14 protein-coding genes are annotated in these 15,887 nt (G+C 72.0%); 4 read left to right on the top strand and 10 right to left on the bottom strand.

The window, feature by feature from the left end:
• Positions 1-44: 44 nt before the first annotated feature.
• The 6 genes from efeB to ACQHII_RS23970 all read right to left on the bottom strand — a co-directional run bounded on the left by efeB (position 45) and on the right by ACQHII_RS23970 (position 6,343).
• Positions 45-1,343, bottom strand: coding sequence for an iron uptake transporter deferrochelatase/peroxidase subunit (gene efeB / locus ACQHII_RS23995; RefSeq protein WP_427921235.1), 1,299 nt, complete (start codon positions 1,341-1,343; stop codon positions 45-47).
• An 8-nt stretch (positions 1,344-1,351) separates the two neighbouring features.
• Complete coding sequence (locus ACQHII_RS23990; protein WP_427921234.1) at positions 1,352-3,415, bottom strand: copper resistance protein CopC; 2,064 nt, start codon at positions 3,413-3,415, stop codon at positions 1,352-1,354.
• Positions 3,416-3,431: 16 nt separating this feature from the next.
• Positions 3,432-3,878: a copper chaperone PCu(A)C gene (locus tag ACQHII_RS23985; protein WP_427921233.1), complete on the bottom strand. Its 447-nt coding sequence runs from the start codon at positions 3,876-3,878 to the stop codon at positions 3,432-3,434.
• Positions 3,875-4,522: an SCO family protein gene (locus ACQHII_RS23980; protein WP_427921232.1), complete on the bottom strand. Its 648-nt coding sequence runs from the start codon at positions 4,520-4,522 to the stop codon at positions 3,875-3,877. Before ACQHII_RS23980 ends, ACQHII_RS23985 begins: the two co-directional genes overlap by 4 nt.
• Before the next feature lie 94 nt (positions 4,523-4,616).
• On the bottom strand, positions 4,617-5,333 hold the full coding sequence (locus ACQHII_RS23975; RefSeq protein WP_427921231.1) for a YcnI family protein: 717 nt from the start codon (positions 5,331-5,333) through the stop codon (positions 4,617-4,619).
• Positions 5,334-5,506: 173 nt separating this feature from the next.
• Positions 5,507-6,343 carry a hypothetical protein gene (locus ACQHII_RS23970; protein WP_427921230.1) on the bottom strand — a complete coding sequence of 279 codons (837 nt, stop codon included), beginning with the start codon at positions 6,341-6,343 and terminating at the stop codon, positions 5,507-5,509.
• Positions 6,344-6,579: 236 nt separating this feature from the next.
• On the opposite strand from ACQHII_RS23970, the gene ACQHII_RS23965 reads away from it, so the two are divergent.
• The 4 genes from ACQHII_RS23965 (at position 6,580) to ACQHII_RS23950 (ending at position 9,490) form a co-directional block, all read left to right on the top strand.
• Positions 6,580-7,026, top strand: coding sequence for an ATP-binding protein (locus tag ACQHII_RS23965; RefSeq protein ID WP_427921229.1), 447 nt, complete (start codon positions 6,580-6,582; stop codon positions 7,024-7,026).
• Positions 7,027-7,077: 51 nt separating this feature from the next.
• Positions 7,078-7,635: a GNAT family N-acetyltransferase gene (locus tag ACQHII_RS23960; RefSeq protein ID WP_427921228.1), complete on the top strand. Its 558-nt coding sequence runs from the start codon at positions 7,078-7,080 to the stop codon at positions 7,633-7,635.
• A 66-nt stretch (positions 7,636-7,701) separates the two neighbouring features.
• On the top strand, positions 7,702-8,646 hold the full coding sequence (locus ACQHII_RS23955; RefSeq protein ID WP_427921227.1) for an intradiol ring-cleavage dioxygenase: 945 nt from the start codon (positions 7,702-7,704) through the stop codon (positions 8,644-8,646).
• A 10-nt stretch (positions 8,647-8,656) separates the two neighbouring features.
• On the top strand, positions 8,657-9,490 hold the full coding sequence (locus tag ACQHII_RS23950) for a triphosphoribosyl-dephospho-CoA synthase (protein WP_427921226.1): 834 nt from the start codon (positions 8,657-8,659) through the stop codon (positions 9,488-9,490).
• Between the two features lie 393 nt (positions 9,491-9,883).
• Here the strand turns inward: ACQHII_RS23950 and ACQHII_RS23945 are convergent, their stop codons facing one another.
• The 4 genes from ACQHII_RS23945 to ACQHII_RS23930 form a co-directional block, all read right to left on the bottom strand.
• Positions 9,884-11,134, bottom strand: a complete 1,251-nt coding sequence (locus ACQHII_RS23945; RefSeq protein ID WP_427921225.1) for an MFS transporter — start codon at positions 11,132-11,134, stop codon at positions 9,884-9,886.
• Positions 11,135-11,202: 68 nt separating this feature from the next.
• On the bottom strand, positions 11,203-12,576 hold the full coding sequence (locus tag ACQHII_RS23940; RefSeq protein ID WP_427921223.1) for a PLP-dependent aminotransferase family protein: 1,374 nt from the start codon (positions 12,574-12,576) through the stop codon (positions 11,203-11,205).
• Positions 12,577-12,671: 95 nt separating this feature from the next.
• Positions 12,672-14,147, bottom strand: a complete 1,476-nt coding sequence (locus ACQHII_RS23935; RefSeq protein WP_427921222.1) for an aminopeptidase P family protein — start codon at positions 14,145-14,147, stop codon at positions 12,672-12,674.
• A gap of 93 nt (positions 14,148-14,240) precedes the next feature.
• A complete protein-coding gene (locus ACQHII_RS23930; RefSeq protein ID WP_427921221.1) occupies positions 14,241-15,794 on the bottom strand; it encodes a SpoIIE family protein phosphatase in 1,554 nt (517 codons plus the stop codon).
• Positions 15,795-15,887 lie beyond the last annotated feature (93 nt).

Here is a 15,887-nt window from a genome sequence, read left to right as displayed (position 1 = left end):
GGGCGACGGCTCCGCCATCCAGTCGGCCCGTCAGGGCGACCGGGTCACCCCTCCAGCAACCGCTGCCCCACGTACTCGCCCTCCGCCGCCCCGCCCGGGACCGCGAACAGGCCGCTCGCCTCGTGGCGGATGTACGTCGACAGGGCGTCCCCGCGATCGAGCTTGCGCTGCACGGTGACGAAGCCGCGCAGCGGGTCGGCCTGCCAGCAGACGAAGAGGAGCCCGGCGTCCGGAGTCCCGTCGGCGGCGATGCCGTCGTGGTACGAGAACGGGCGCCGGAGCATCGCCGCCCCGCCGTTCTGGTCGGGGCGGGCGATCCGGGCGTGCGCGTTGATGGGGACGACCAGGGCGCCCTTCGCGTCGGTCTTCTCCAGGTCCATCGCGGTCGTCTCGCCGCCCCCGGAAAGGGGTGCCCCATTGGACTTGCGGCGCCCGACGACGTTCTCCTGGGCGCCGGTCGAGAGCTTCTCCCAGTCGTCGAGGAGCATGCGGATCCGGCGTACGACGGCGTAGGAGCCGTTCGCCATCCAGGCCGGGTCGGCTGAACCGGACGCGGGCACGAAGATCCGCTTGTCGAAGGTGGACTCGGTCGGCTTGGGATTGCGGGTGCCGTCGAGCTGGCCCATCAGATTGCGGGCCGTCATGGGGTGGGCCGTCGCACCCGGCGACCGGTTGAAGCCGTTCATCTGCCAGCGCACTTTGGCCGCGCTGCCCGCGTCCTTCTGGATCGTGCGCAGCGCGTGGAAGGCGACCAGGGCGTCGTCGGCGCCGATCTGCACCCACAGGTCGCCGTTGCTGCGCGTCTTGTCGAGCTGGTCGGAGGAGAAGTCGGGGAGCGGGTCAAGGGAGGCGGGGCGCTGCTTCTCCAGGCCCGTACGGGAGAAGAAGCTGTTGCCGAAGCCGAAGGTGATCGTCAGCGACGAGGGCCCCGCGTCCCGGGCGATATCCGTGTCGTCCTGCGCCGCAGCCTCGCCCGCCATCAGCCGCTGGGCGGTCGTCGACCAGCGGCGCAGCAGGGCGGCTGCCTCCTTGCGACTCGCGCCCGCCGCCAGGTCGAACGCGACGAGGTGGCCGCGCGCCTGGAGGCCCTCGGTGATGCCGGGCTGATGTTTCCCGTGAAACATTGCCCTGTCCGCGCCGAGCGAGGTGAGCGGAGTGGCCCCGGCCGGTGCGGACGCGTACCCCACGGCTCCGCCCGCCGCACCGAGCACGAGCCCGGTGGCACCGGCCGTACCGAGGAGCCGTCGGCGGGAAACGCCCTCCCCGGGGGAGGCGTTTTCGGAAACGGCCTCCCCGGGAGGTGCCTTTACGGTGCGGGCCTCGGGAATGGACTGGTCAGGCATGGCGTGGTTCAGCCGATCTGCGCGTTCTTGTCGACGGTGGTCTGGTCGATGTCGGAGGTCCGCACGGTCACCGAGATCTTCCAGTCGCCCGCCATGGGGATCTGGATTCCGTTCGCGGCCCAGTGCCCGGTGGTGATGCGGTCGGGCGTCACGGGCAGCGGACCGATCTTCTTCGCGGCGAGCGTGAAGGCGACCTTCACCTCGGGGACGTCGAAGGCCCGGCCGTTGGGGCGCTGCACATAGACGTGCATCTCGTTGCCGCCCACCCGCGCGGGGTCGATGTCGACCCGGATGACGCCCTTGCCGTCCGTGCCCCCGGTGTCGAAGGACATGTCCAGGGTCAGCGCGCCCGAGGACGACGAGGAAGAGGACGAGGAGGAGGCCTTGGCCGCCTTGGCGTCCTCCTCCGTGCGGCCCGGTTCGGTGGTCGTCAGGGCCGTGGTGACGGCGAGGACGACGACCGCGACGGCGGCCTCGGCGAGGACCGAGCGGCGCAGCCCGAAGAGGTTCGGGTCCGCGTCCCGCAGCCGCTTCTGCCGGGTGCTGTCCACGGCAGCCTGCTGGCGCGCGAGTTGGGCGGCGCGCTTGGAGCCACCGGTCCCGTTGGACGCGCCTGACGCGGGCGCCGGCTCATCTGCCTCGGCCGACGCGCCGACGCCGGCGGAGTCCGCGGCCGTGGAGTCGGTGACCGCGGCGGAGGCCTTGGCGCCGGAGTCGGTGTGCGCGGCGGACGCCTTGGCACCGGAATCGACGGCCTTCGCGGACGCCGTGACGTGCTCCTTCTCCGGCTCGCGTTCCTCGGCCGCCTCAACTGCCTTTTCCGTCACGGAGATTTCGGCCGTGTCCGCGAGCCGCCCCGTCCACCGCCGGGAGATCGACGCGATCCCGACCAGCAGCGCCACCAGCCCGATCTTGACGAGCAGCAGCTGCCCGTAGCCGGTGTCGGTGAACGCCGACCAGGAGCCGAGCTGGCGCCAGGACTGGTAGATGCCGGTCGCGACGAGCGCGACGACACTGCCGAACGCGAGGCGCGAGAAGCGCTGTACGACGGCCCGCCCGACGGGGTTGTCGGCGGGCGCCCGGTACAGCGAGACGAGGAGCGCGGTGAGGCCGCCGAGCCAGGCCGCGACGGCCAGCAGGTGGATGACGTCGACGGGCATCGCGATGCCGGGCTGCAAGCCGGTCGAGGCGTGCTCGGACAGGGCCCAGCTCGCGGCGAGTCCGGCGGCCACCACACCGCCGCCGATCGCCAGCCCGAAGGTGAGGTCGCGCTTCTCCTCGTCCTCGCGCTTGTCGTACGCCCCGAAGAGCACGGCGATGAACAGCGCGGCGGCGGCGAGCAGCAGCAGCCGGGAGACGAGCGAGGCGCCCGTCTTGGTCTGGAGGACCTGGCCGAGGAGGTTCAGGTCGAAGATGTCGCCGATCTTCCCGGAGGTCGTGTACGAGCCGCGCAGGAGCAGCAGCCAGAGCGTGGCCGCGGTCAGCGAGACCCACCCGGACACGACGAGCCGTTGGAGCGCGCGCACTCCGGCGCCCCGCTGCCAGCAGGCCAGGACGAAGGCGGCGCCGCCGACCATGACGATGAAGCCGGCGTACGACATGTAGCGCCCGAAGCCGTACAGCCCGCCGACGAGCCCGCCGCCGACGTCCTGTTCGGCCGACGCGGAGACGGTGGTCTTCGAGGGGGAGCCGATCGAGAAGGTGAAGGCGCCGCCCACGGGATGGCTGTCCGCGGAGACGACCTGCCAGGCCACCGTGTAGGTGCCGTCGGGCAGTCCGCTGCGGATCTGTGTGGCGTACGTCGTACCGCTGATGTTGGACGGTTTGCCGACGTCGACGCGTTTGCCCTTCGGGTCGAGCACGCGCAGCGAGTCGTTGTTCGTCGCCACCTTCTCGGAGAAGGTGAGCGAGACCTGTGTCGGAGCCTTGTTGACCACCACCCCCGAAGAGGGGTCGCTGCCGGTCAGGGCGGCGTGCGCGGAGGCCGTCCCGGCACCCGCGAACAGCATGCCGACGACGGCCAGGAACAGCAGCACCAGCGTGCGGACTCGGGGGGTGATGGTCGTCTTCAAGGTGGGGGTCCCTCCCTCAGTGCCCGGTCGTGGGGTTGTACGTCGCCGACTTCACGGGCATCTCAACCGTGAGAGGGCCGGACTTGGCAAAGTGCAGCTTCACGGTCACGTTGTCGCCCTGCTTCAGCGTGTGCTTCAGCTTGTCGAACATCAGGTGGTTGCCCCCGCTCTTGAACACGAGTTGACCGTGCGCGGGCACATCGAGGGACGTGACCTCCTCCATCGCCTGGCCGACCGTCTCGTGCACCGAGACCGGGCCTACGTTGCTGGTGACGGAGGTCAACTCGTCCTTCGCGCCGCCCTTGTTGACGATGTCCAGGAAGCCAGCCGCCATGTCCGAGACCGGCTGGGGCATGTAGGCGGAGCCGACGGAGAGCTGGGCCTTCGCGTCGTCCGTGCCGCCGCAGCCGGTGAGGACCAGCGCGCCGGTCAGTACCGCGACGGGCCCGGCGAACCGCCTCACGGCGTCTCCCCCTTGATGATCTTGGGGAGGTCCTTGGTGTAGTCGTCGACGGTGGTGTCCTGGCCGTAGAGGAGGTAACCGCCGTTGGTCTTCGGGGAGAAGGCGACGACCTGGGTGCCGTGGACGGAGACGAGCTTGCCGTTCTTGTCCTTGGAGGTCGGCTCGATGGAGATGCCCAGGGTGCGGGCGCCGGCCTGGATGGTGGCGAAGTCGCCGGTCAGGCCGACGAACTGGGTGTCGATGCCCTTGAGCCACTTGCCGAGCTCCGACGCGGTGTCCCGGGCCGGGTCGGTGGTGACGAACACGACGAGCAGTTTGTCCTGCTCGGCCTTGGGCAGCGACTTCTTGGCCACCGCGATGTTGTTCATCGTCAGCGGGCAGATGTCGGGGCAGTGGGTGTAGCCGAAGTAGATCAGCGTCGGCCGGTTCTTGGTCTCCGCCCGGAAGTCGTACTTCTTGCCGTGCGTGTCCGTGAGGACCAGGTCCGGCTTCTCGAACGGGGTGTCGAGCACGGTGGCGGCCTGGGTCGCGGTGTCCTCGGAGACCACGGCGACGGGGCTGTTGCCGTCGTCGCTGCCGCAGGCGGAGAGCGTCAGGGTGGCGGCGGCGAGCAGCGCTGCCGCCGCGAACGTCTTCTTGCGCATAGGAAAAATGTCCCAGTTGTGAGAGCTCCGGCGCGCACCGGGGTCGTACGCAAGAGTCGCACGGACCCCTGTGCGCGCCATGAGCGGACGGGCCTCAGACGGTCGTACGCCGACGGCCGGCGAGAACGCCGTACGCCACGCCCGCCGCGCCGACGGCGATGCCGACCACGCCCAGGACGCGGGCGGTGGTGTCGGAGGAGTCGGCGGCGGACGTGGTGTCGGCGGCGGTGTTCTCGGTCTTCTCGGAGGCGTCCTCGGCATTCGCGCCCGAGGCGGCGGCAGCGGTCAGCTGAAGCGTCGGAGCCGGGTTCTCGGGCTCCTCCGCGCCGTCCTTCTGCACCTCGATCCAGCGCACGACCTCCTTGTCGGAGTACGTCTGGAGGGCCTTGAAGACGAGCTGGTCGGTGTCCGTGGGCAGCATGCCGACGGACACCGGGAACTTCTGGAAGTAGCCGGGCTCGACGCCCTTGCCGGTCGCGGTCCAGGTGACCTTGGTGACGGCCTCGGTGATCGTCTCGCCGTGCATCTCGGCGGGCTTGGCCAGCTTCGACTTGGTGACCTTCACGGTCCAGCCGCTGATCGGCTCCGGCATCACGGAGGCCAGCGGGTGGTCGGTCGGGAAGGTGACCTCGAGCTTGGTGGTCGAGGCGTCGTCGCGCTCGTTCGGGACCTTGAAGTCGACGACCGCGTAGCCGCCCTTGACGGCCGTGCCCTCCGGCTGCACGGAGACGTGCGCGAAGGCGGGGGAGGACAGGACGACAACGGCCGAGCCGGCGACGGCAGCGGCGGCGGCGATACGAGAAGCCTTCATGGAAGGGAGCACTCCACTTCGAGTTCGAGTGAGTTCCGGTGGTGAAGAGGGGCGCGTGCACACCTGGGTGGCACCAGGGGTTTCCCGGCGGAAGAGGCCGGGCACGCGCGCGTGCCGCACGACGGCGGCCTCTCCACGCACGAAAGGAGTGCGGTGACGGTGGTCGCGTCGCGTCAGGCGGCGAGGACGTGTGCGGCGGCCGACGGCGGGCCGCGGCGGATCACCGAGTGCTGGAGTGCGGTGGTGTGCGGCGCGGGCGGCGCGAAGTGGGCGGTACGCCGCAGCCGCGGGCCCGTTCCGGGCGCCCCCGGCAGCCCGGCCCGCAGGGCGCGCACCAGGGCGAGGGCCCCGCGCAGGGACCGTACGAGCGCCCCTTCCGCGACTCCGTGCGCCGACAGTTCCATCAGGCGCCGCAGCGCCAGGTCCCCGTGCCGCAGCAGCCAGCCCGCGGCGAGTGCCGCGAGGAGGTGGCCGAGCAGCATGGACACGGACGGGAACAGCGACATGGACGAGGCGGCGGAGGCGGACATGGCGTCCGCCGGGTCGTGCGTCGACCCCATGCCGCTCATCCCGCTCATCGAGCCCGAGGCGGGCAGCAGCCGCGCGTCGGCGAGGAGTTGGTGGGCCTGTGCCGGGCTGATCGCCGCCGCGGTGGTGCCGCACAGCAGATGCGCGGCGCGCGCGACCAGCGTGGCGTCGGACGCGGACAGGCCGCCGGTGGTCGACGTGCCCGCCGTCTGGCCGAGCCCGAACAGCGTGTGCAGGACGGTCTGTCCGACCGCGAGCAGTGCCGCGATGCCCGGCAGCGAGCGCTCGCGCCCGGCGAGCGGCGCGACGAGCAGGAGCGTGGCGACGAAGCCCGCGCCGAGTGTCCACAGGGGCACGGTGGCGCAGGAGGCGATGGCATGACCGGCCGCGGCCAGCACGACACAGACCGCGGCGAACACCGCGGCCCGCAGGACCCGGAGTTCACCTCCGGAGCGCGCCGTACGTGGGTGGGGGGCAGTCATGGCGGGCTCATCATCGCACCGGCCCTGCGGGCGCCATACGGCAGGTCCGCCACACCGGGACGATAATGTGTCATAGATCACAAAGGTCACTCTCCGACGTGAGCTACCTCCGGATACACCAATTACGTTTCGGACACATCCCCCATATGGGCGGCATCACGTCAACTCCGTGCTTACACAGGGGCACTGGCGGCAATAGGTATCGGTATGTCGAGCCGCGGCCAGGAGGCTGGAGCATGAGCATCTGGTGGTCACTCCATCTGAGGCGCGAGGCCGCGAGCGTTCCGCTCGCCCGCCGGCTTCTCCTCGGCACGATGGAGACCGCGGGCGTCGACCCGGACATCTCCTACGACCTCTCGGTCGCCCTCAGCGAGGCGTGCGCCAACGCCGTCGAGCACGGCGGCGACACCGAGCCCGGAGCCTCGTCGGAGGCGTACCGCGTCACCGCGTACCTCGACGGCGAGAAGTGCCGTATCGAGGTCGCCGACTCGGGCCCCGGCTTCGCGCGCGCCCAGGCCGTCCGCCCCGCCCCGAGCGAGGCGGAGAACGGCCGGGGGCTGTGTCTCATCCAGGAACTCGCCGACCACGTCCAGATCGGCAACAAGCCGGGTGTGGGCGGCGCGGTGGTGAGCTTCGACAAGATCCTGAAGTGGCGGAAGGACGCGCCGCTGATGGCGGTGTGACGCGCGTCCGAGGCGCGTCCCCCGGTGTCGGCGCCACGGCAGAATCCGCGCATGGACATCCGACCCGAACAACTGGCCGACGGTCTGACGCTGCGGCTCGCCGAGCCGGCCGACGGCCCGGCCCTCGCCGCCGCCTTCGCCGAGAACCGGAGCCCCTGGGAGCCGTACCGTCCGGACGCCTTCTTCACCGCCGACGGGCAGCGCGGACGGCTGCGGGCGCTGCTGCGGGAGTACCGGGAGGGCCGGGTCGTACCGCTGCTCCTCATGTCCGGCGAGCGGGTCGCCGGGGCCTTCACCCTGGCCGGGATCGTGCTCGGCTCCTTCCGCAGCGCCTCGCTCGGCTACTGGATCACCGCCGACCTGCAAGGGCGCGGCCTGGCCACCTCGGGTGTCGGGCGGGTGTGCGGGATCGCGCGGGAGACGATCGGACTGCACCGCATCGAGGCGACCACGCGGCTCGACAACCTGGCCTCCCAACGCGTCCTGGAGAAGAGCGGGTTCGAGCCGATCGGCATGGCTCCGCGTTACGCGCACATCGGCGGGGCGTGGCGTGACCACCGGTTGTTCCAGCGGATCCTGCACGACGACGACCCGATGTCAGCTTTCTAAGGATTCTTACCGCGCGCACAGCCGGGGCCTACGCCCCTGACGGGTGCCGTTCGTAGCTTCCCGATCATGACGGGAAACCACAAAGACAAAACGATCAGCCGGCGCCGCGCCCTCGCGGTGACCGGCGGGACGGTCGCGGCCGGTGGGCTGGCGGTGGCCGGGTTCCAGTCGGCGTTCGCCGACACGACCGACGCGACGGCCGACGCGGACGCGACGGCTACGGCGACCTCGACCGGCAGCGAGTGCATGACGCTGATGACGAGCGTCACCGAGGGCCCGTACTACCTCGACGGTGCCTTGGTGCGCAAGGACATCACCGAGGGCAAGGCGGGCGTCCCGCTCACCCTGCGCCTGACCGTCGTCGACGCCACCGACGGCTGTACGCCGGTCAAGGGCGCGGCCGTGGAGATCTGGCACTGCGACGCCTGGGGCTACTACTCCGGCTACACCACCGCCAACCCCGGCGGCTCGGCCCCCGCCGAGAGCGAGGAGGGCGACAGCGCCAACGACCTCACCTACCTGCGCGGTTACCAGATCGCCAACGCCAACGGGGTCGTCAAGTTCGAGACGATCTTCCCGGGCTGGTACACCCCGCGCACCTGCCACATCCACGTGAAGGTGCACACCGGCGGCGAGAAGGAGGACGGCACCTACGAGGGCGGCAAGGTCAACTACACCGGCCAGCTCTTCTTCGCCGACGACATCGCCGAGGAGATCTTCACCCTCGACCCGTACGCCAAGCACACGGGCACGTACACCGTCCTCGCCGACGACATGGTCTACGACGGCGGAGGAGCCACCAGCGGTCTGCTCACCCTCAAGGCCGTCCACAAGAAGGACCCGTCCAAGGGCTACAAGGGCTCCCTGACGCTCGGCGTCGACCCGGACGCGGAGAGCACGGGCGCGGGCAGCGGCGGAGGCGGCACGCCCCCGAGTGGCGCTCCCAGCGGCGCCCCTACGGGTACGCCGCCCAGCGACAGCGCCTCCCCTTCCGCCTCGGCCTCCTCATAAGGTAAGGGACATGACAAGCCGAGAGGACGACGCGCTGGCGCGGGCCGCCGTGGCCGCGCTCACCGGGCAGCTGGCCCTGGCTCCCAAGCCGGGTCTGCCCGACCCGCGTGACCTGGACGCCCGCAGCACGCGCCGGGAGCACGACAGTCTGCGCTGGTCGGCCAGGGCGCTGGCGCCCGGCCTCGCGGCGATGGCCGCCGCCGCCCGCCGTGCCGGCGAGGTCACGCCGGCGCTGCGGGCGGAACTGGGCGCGATCGGCCGGTGCACCGAGCACTCGGTCGGCCTGGCCGGAGGCGGCCACAAGGGCGCCCTGTGGGCCCTCGGCTTCCTGGTCGCCGCGGTCGCCCTGGACCCCGGCGCCCAGGCCCACGAGATCACCGCGAGCACCAGGAAGATGGCCGCGTTCAACGACAAGGGCGCCCCCAGGCGCCCCTCCCGGGGTTCGTCGATCTCCGTCAAGTACGGCGCGGCCGGCGCCCGGGGCGAGGCGAGGGCCGGATTCCCGCACGTACGCAGGGCGTTGGACGCCCTCGCCACAGCCCGCAAGTCGGGCGCCACCGAGAACCAGGCCCGCCTGGACGCCCTCCTCACCGTGATGTCCACCCTCCAGGACACCGAACTCCTGCACACCGCAGGTCCGTTGGGCCTGCGCCAGGTCCAGGCGGGGGCCCGCGGCGTCCTGGAGGCGGGCGGTACGGCCACGGTGGCGGGCGCGGAGGCCCTGGCCGCGTTGGACGCCGACCTCCACGCGCGCGCGTGGAGCCCTCGCGGAAGCGCGGGCCTCCTGGCGGGCGCACTTTTCCTGGACTCCCTGCCGGTCAACTCACCGGCCCGCACTGGCTGATCCGCCGACGACGGCGCGCGGTTCCGGGGCCTGCGGCGTGCGGCCCGCTCCAAGTGGCGGGCGGTTTCGGGGCGTGTGGCCTGCCACCAGTGACGGGCCGTTCCGAGGGCGTACGGCCCGCCGCCAATGGCAGTCCGTCCCGAGACGCGCAGGTGAATTCATCGGCAGGGTCCGTCGGGCCTTGCCGTGCCGCGCACGGGCCGCTGCCCCGCTTGCCGCCGCGCGGCCGGCCGGCACGGCCTGTCCGGTCGTCGCCCGCGGCCGGTCCGGCGACCGCGCTCGTGCCGGCCGGGTTGCGAACTCCGGGTGTCTGGGACCCGCTTCGGTTCAGCCCGCGCGCGGGCCGTCTGAGAGCCGCTTCCGGTCACTTCGCCAACACCGACTGTCTGAAGGTCACTTCACCAACACCGGCCGCCTGACCGTAACTTCACCCGCACCCGCACCCGCACCCGCACCCGCACCCGCCGCCCACCGAGCCGCCGGCCCCATCGCGTACGACGCCGCCAGTGTCGCCCCGCCCAGCAGCAACCAGCCCGGTGTGCCCCACTCCAGGAGGAGGGACGTCAGCACCAGGGGGCCCATCGTCCTGGCCACCGTGACACCCGTGCCGAAGAACCCCTGGTACTCGCCCACCCGGTCAACGGGCGCCAACGCGAAGGACAGTTGCCAGGAACCCGCCGACTGGCCCATCTCGGCGGCCACCTGGAGCACCGCCCCGACCACCAGCGTCCCCACCGCCACCCACGGCGACGCGCCTGCCGACAGCGCGAACGCCGCGCAGGCCGCCAGCATCACCCAGCCCGAACGGCGCACCACGCGCGTGGCCGACGCGAGCCCCGTGACCCCGCGTGCCGTCCGCACCTGGAAGACCATCACCGCACCGGTGTTGAGCACGAACAGCGCGGACACCACCCAGGTCGGCGCGTCGGTCCGCTCGGCGATCCACAGCGGCAGCCCGAGGCTGAGCAGCGGCATCCGCAGCAGCAGCACGGTGTTGAGCAGCGTGACGACGACGTACGGGCGGTCGCGCAGGACGCCCGGACCGCCCGACCTCCGCACCTGGACGCCCGGTACCGACGGCAGCCGCAGCAGCAACCCCGCGCACACCAGGAAGCTCACCGCGTCCAGCGCGAACACCCCGAGGTACGCCGGCCGCGTCCCCGCCCGCAGCGCGAGCCCGCCCAGGCCCGCGCCCACCGCGAGACCGGCGTTCAGCGTCGACTGGAGGTGGGCCAGCAGCCCGGTCCGCTCCCCGGCGGACACCAGCCCCGCCAGCAGCGCCTGCCGGGCCGCCGCGAGCCCCGACTGCGCGGAGGCGTAGGCGCACGCGGCGAGCACGAACGGCACGAATCCCCGGACAACGAGGAAGGACGCCACCGCGAGCCCGGTCGCCAGCGCCAGCAGCACCGCCGTGCCGCGCGACCCGCGCCGGTCGGCCAGCCGCCCCAGCGGTACGCCCACCAGCGAACCCACGGCCCACGCGAGGGTGAGCCCGAGGCCCACGCGCGCGGGGGCGAGCCCGACGACACGGGTGAAGTACAGCGCCGAGGTCACGTAGTAGGCGCCGTCACCGACGGAGTTGGTCAACTGGGCGAGCGCGAGGGTGCGTTGCGGGCCCGCGGGTGGGACGAGTGAGTTCGTCATGTCTCTGACGTTAGACGCGCAGTGGATCCCTGGTGAGACCCAATAGCCAGCCTATTTGTTGGTCCAATTCAGGACCCGTCCAGCACCCGTCCCAACGCTTCCAACGCCTCGGGATACACGCGCTCCCGAGGCGTCCCGTACCCCACCACCAGCCCCTGCGGCCGGTCCGCGTCCGCCTCCGCCGTGTGCCAGTGCTCCCCCAGCCGCCCCACCGCGAGCCCCTCCTTCTCGGCCCGCGCCAGCACGGCCTCCTCGTCGTCGACCTCCACCAGCGCGTGCAACCCGGCCGCGATCCCGCGCACGCTGCTGTGCGCCCCCAGCCGGTCGAGGAGCTGGTCGCGGCGGCGCCGGTAGCGCAGCCGGCACGCGCGCACGTGGCGGTCGTAGGCATGGCTGTCGATCAGTTCGGCGAGGGCCAGCTGGCCGATGGTCTCGGTGTGGTGATCGCTGTGCAGCTTGGCGTCGGCGACCGGGTCGACCAGGTGCGGCGGCAGCACCATCCAGCCGAGCCGCAGCGCGGGCCCGAGCGTCTTGGAGGCGGTGCCCAGGTACGCGACCTGTCCCGGTGCCATCCCCTGGAGCGCGCCCACGGGCTGCCGGTCGTAGCGGAACTCCCCGTCGTAGTCGTCCTCGACGATGAGTCCCCCACGCGCGCGTGCCCAGTCGGTCAGCGCCCGTCTGCGCTCCGGGTGCAGGGTCACGCCGGTCGGGTACTGGTGGGCCGGCGTGACCACCACGGCCGCCGCGTCCCCCAACCCCTCGGCGCGGACGCCCCGTTCGTCGACCCCTACGGGGACGACGTCGCCTCCGTTGTGCCGGACCACCTCCCTGTGGAAGGGCAGTCCGGGATCCTCCATGGCGACCTGGGAGCCGTCGAGCACGCGCGTGAGGAGCGCGAGCCCCTGGACGTACCCGGAGGTGACGACGATCCGCTCCGGGGGCGCGATCACCCCGCGCGCCCGCCCCAGGTAGCCGGAGAGCGCGGTGCGCAGTTCGAGGCGACCGCGCGGATCGCCGTAGTCGTACGCCAGGGAGGGTGCCGTCGCGATGGCGCGGCGCAGCGCGCGCAGCCAGGCCGCCGCCGGGAACGCGCCGACGTCCGGGCTGCCGGGGCGCAGGTCGAAACGGGGTACACGCGCGCGTGCCGCCGCGCCCGGTGCCTCCGCGTCGACGGAGGGCAGCAGGGCGACCTGGGTGCCGGAGCCCTGGCGGGCGGTCAGATAGCCCTCGGCGACGAGCTGGTCGTAGGCCGCCTTCGCGGTGCCCCTGGAGACGCCGAGTTCGGTCGCGAGGCGTCTGGTGGCCGGGAGGCGGGTTCCGGGGGCCAGGCGGCCGTCGCGTACGGCGTCCCGGAGCGCGCGTTCGAGACCGGCGCGGCGGCCGCCCTCCGGGTCGGGTTCCAGATGCAGGTCGACCCCGACACCGGACCAGAAGTCGTTCACGAAAAAGCCCTCCCCCTAGGCACGTTCATGAAAAAGGCCCCTTCGGGCACACCAATGGCCGGGCACCGCACCGGTACCCGGCCATCAGTCTTGTATCAGCCCTTGAGGGACGCCATCCACACCTCGACCTCGTCGGACCGCCTGGGCAGGCCGTCGGAGAGGTTCCGGTTGCCGTTCTCGGTGACCAGGATGTCGTCCTCGATGCGGACGCCGATGCCGCGGTACTCCTCGGGGACGGTCAGGTCGTCCGCCTGGAAGTACAGGCCGGGCTCCACCGTGAGGACCATGCCGGGCTCCAGCGTGCCCTCGACGTAGGTCTCGGTGCGCGCGGCGGCGCAGTCGTGGACGTCCATGCCGAGCATGTGGCCCGTGCCGTGCAGCGTCCAGCGGCGCTGGAGGCCCAGCTCCAGAACGCGCTCCACGGGACCCTCGACAAGGCCCCACTCGACGATCTTCTCGGCCAGCACGCGCTGCGCCGCGTCGTGGAAGTCGCGGTACTTGCCGCCCGGCTGCACGGCCGCGATACCGGCCTCCTGGGCCTCGTACACGGCGTCGTAGACCTGCTTCTGGATCTCGGTGAAGCGGCCGTTGATCGGCAGTGTGCGCGTGACGTCGGCGGTGTACAGGGTGTGCGTCTCGACGCCGGCGTCCAGGAGGAGCAGGTCGCCGGAGCGGACGGGGCCGTCGTTGCGCACCCAGTGCAGGGTGGTCGCGTGCGGGCCGGCCGCGCAGATGGAGCCGTAGCCGACGTCGTTGCCCTCGACGCGCGCGCGGAGGAAGAACGTGCCCTCGATGTAGCGCTCGCTCGTCGCCTCGGCCCTGTCGAGGACCTTCACGACGTCCTCGAAGCCGCGGACCGTCGAGTCGACGGCCTTCTGCAGCTCGGCGATCTCGAACTCGTCCTTGACGAGGCGGGCCTCGGAGAGGAAGACCCGCAGCTCCTCGTCGCGCTCGGCGGTGACCTTGTCGGTCAGCGCGGCCTCGATGCCGGCGTCGTAGCCGCGGACGACCCGGACCGGACCGGTGGCCTCGCGCAGGGCGTCCGGCAGTGCGCGGACGTCGGAGGCGGGGATGCCGTAGAGCGCCTCGGACTCGGTGAGGGAGTGGCGGCGGCCGACCCACAGCTCGCCCTGGCCGGAGAGCCAGAACTCGCCGTTCTCACGGTCGGAGCGCGGCAGGAGGTAGATCGTCGCCTTGTGGCCCTCGGCGGTGGGCTCCAGGACGAGGACGCCGTCCTCGGTGAGGTTGCCCGTCAGGTACGCGTACTCGACCGACGCCCGGAAGGGGTACTCGGTGTCGTTCGAGCGGGTCTTCAGGTTGCCCGCGGGGATCACCAGGCGCTCGCCCGGGAAGCGCGCGGAGAGCGCGGCGCGGCGGCGGGCGGTGTGCCCGGCCTGCTCGACGGGCCGCAGGTCGTGCAGCTCGGTGTCGGCCCAGCCGGACTTCATGCTCTCGGCCAACTCGTCGGACACGCCCGGGTACAGGCCGTTCTTCCGCTTCTTGATGGGCTCTTCAGGCTCACCAGACTCAGTCTCCGGGGTCTCCGGGTTGAGCTCGTCGGCCACGGTCATCCTCCTAGATACGGCACTGGACCCCGTCCATCGTACGGTCGTACGGAAGGGGGCCCAGGGCCGTATGGCCTGTTACACATGGCGTCCGGGCGACTACTCGAAACGGGCCGCCAGGAGGACGACGTCCTCGTCGCTGTCGGCCGTGTCGAGGCCGTCCGGCAGTACGGTCCGCAGCACGTGGTCGGCGATCGCCGCCGGGTCGGCGCGCAGCGCCTTGGGGACGCTCGCCGCCGCCGAGTGCAGGCGCGCGAAGGCGCGGTCCATGGGGTCGCCGGTACGGTGCAGCAGCCCGTCGGTGTAGAGCAGAACCGTCTCGCCGGGCTCCGCCTCCAGCTCCACGCTCGGCGCCTCCCAGCAGGCCAGCATGCCGAGCGGCGCGGAGACGGAGGTCTCGACGAACTCCGTGCGCCGCTCGCCGACCAGCAGCGGCGGGCTGTGTCCCGCCCCGGCCAGGGTGATCTTGCGCAGCGCGGGCTCGCAGTAGGCGAACAGGGCGGTGGCCGAGCGGGCGGGCTCGGTGAGCCTCAGGAGCAGTTCGAGGTCGGACAGGACCGCGACCGGGTCCTCGCCCTCCATCACCGCGTACGCCCGCAGGGAGGCCCTCAGCCGGCCCATCGCGGCGATCGCGCTCGGCCCGGATCCGGTCACCGAGCCGACGGCGAGGCCGAGCGCGGCGTCGGGCAGCGGCAGCGCGTCGTACCAGTCGCCGCCGCCGCGCGGACCCGTGCGGTGCAGCGCGGCGAGCTGCACACCGGCCACGCGGGGGAGCCGGGACGGCAGCAGCTCCTCGGCGATGGTCGCCACGCACGCGCGCGTGCGCTCGACCTCCAGGAGCCGCGCCAGGTGCTCGGCGGCGAAACGGGTGTACAGGCCGGCGAGATGGCGCTGCCGCTCGACCGGCTCGGCGGGCTCGTCGTACAGCCACACGGCGGCGCCGAGCCGCCCGGCCGCGTCGGTCGCCAGGGGCAGCGCGTAACTGGCCGCGTAGCCGAGGCGTACGGCGACCTCGCGGTGGCGCGGGTCGAAGCCGTCCTCGGCGAACAGGTCGGCGTGGACGATCTCGCCGCCCTCGCCGCCGGGAGCCCCGGCAGGACTGTCGAGGAGCTGGCCGTAGGACATCGCCCCGCGCGGGACGGTCTCGATGTGGCCGAGGTCGGAGCGGTCCAGGCCCAGGCCGATGGTGGTGTGCGGGCCGAGGCCGTCGCCGGGTTCCAGGACGACGAGTCCGCGCCGGGCGCCCACCAGGGCGGCTCCGGCGCGCAGCAGTTCCTGGAGTGCGTCCGCGAGTGCGTCCGTGCGGGTCAGGCGTTCCGTGAGTTCGTGGAGGGTCGTGAGGTCGGAGACCCAGCCGGCGAGACGGTCCTGGAGCAGGGCACTTGGCGCGTTCGGAGCGGTTTCCGGCGGATTCTGGACGTTCGGGGAAGGGGCCGGAGGGGTACCGGTGGCGGCAGGCGCGGGCGCGACAGTGTGTGCGGGCGAGGGAACCGTTGAATCGATTCCAGCCACTTTCGGAGGGTGAGGGGCGTTCATGGCGTCCGGCTTTCCGACCGGTGCGTATTGCTCAAAAGCATCGCAAACCCCCATGTCATTCTGCGCCGCTGGCAGTGTCTCCACATGTACACGCACTCGTGAGGGGATGTCCAGCATTGTCCTGCCGGGATTCCTGGTGTCCATGGGTTTCGCGGGGGCATTTCGCTCTCCCCTTGCGGATTGGCAAAGTTGGCTTAAAACTGCATCAGG

This window comes from Streptomyces sp. cg40 (assembly GCF_050320165.1).
Taxonomy (GTDB): domain Bacteria; phylum Actinomycetota; class Actinomycetes; order Streptomycetales; family Streptomycetaceae; genus Streptomyces; species Streptomyces hokutonensis.
This window is presented reverse-complemented; position numbering and strand designations above follow the sequence as displayed.

Coding starts and splice junctions, on each gene's coding strand:
- efeB (WP_427921235.1), bottom strand. CDS start 1,343: ATGCCTGACCAGTCCATTCCCGAGGCCCGCACCGTAAAGGCACCTCCC.
- ACQHII_RS23980 (WP_427921232.1), bottom strand. CDS start 4,522: ATGCGCAAGAAGACGTTCGCGGCGGCAGCGCTGCTCGCCGCCGCCACC.
- ACQHII_RS23975 (WP_427921231.1), bottom strand. CDS start 5,333: ATGAAGGCTTCTCGTATCGCCGCCGCCGCTGCCGTCGCCGGCTCGGCC.
- ACQHII_RS23970 (WP_427921230.1), bottom strand. CDS start 6,343: ATGACTGCCCCCCACCCACGTACGGCGCGCTCCGGAGGTGAACTCCGG.
- ACQHII_RS23965 (WP_427921229.1), top strand. CDS start 6,580: ATGAGCATCTGGTGGTCACTCCATCTGAGGCGCGAGGCCGCGAGCGTT.
- ACQHII_RS23960 (WP_427921228.1), top strand. CDS start 7,078: ATGGACATCCGACCCGAACAACTGGCCGACGGTCTGACGCTGCGGCTC.
- ACQHII_RS23955 (WP_427921227.1), top strand. CDS start 7,702: ATGACGGGAAACCACAAAGACAAAACGATCAGCCGGCGCCGCGCCCTC.
- ACQHII_RS23950 (WP_427921226.1), top strand. CDS start 8,657: ATGACAAGCCGAGAGGACGACGCGCTGGCGCGGGCCGCCGTGGCCGCG.
- ACQHII_RS23945 (WP_427921225.1), bottom strand. CDS start 11,134: ATGACGAACTCACTCGTCCCACCCGCGGGCCCGCAACGCACCCTCGCG.
- ACQHII_RS23935 (WP_427921222.1), bottom strand. CDS start 14,147: ATGACCGTGGCCGACGAGCTCAACCCGGAGACCCCGGAGACTGAGTCT.
- ACQHII_RS23930 (WP_427921221.1), bottom strand. CDS start 15,794: ATGCTGGACATCCCCTCACGAGTGCGTGTACATGTGGAGACACTGCCA.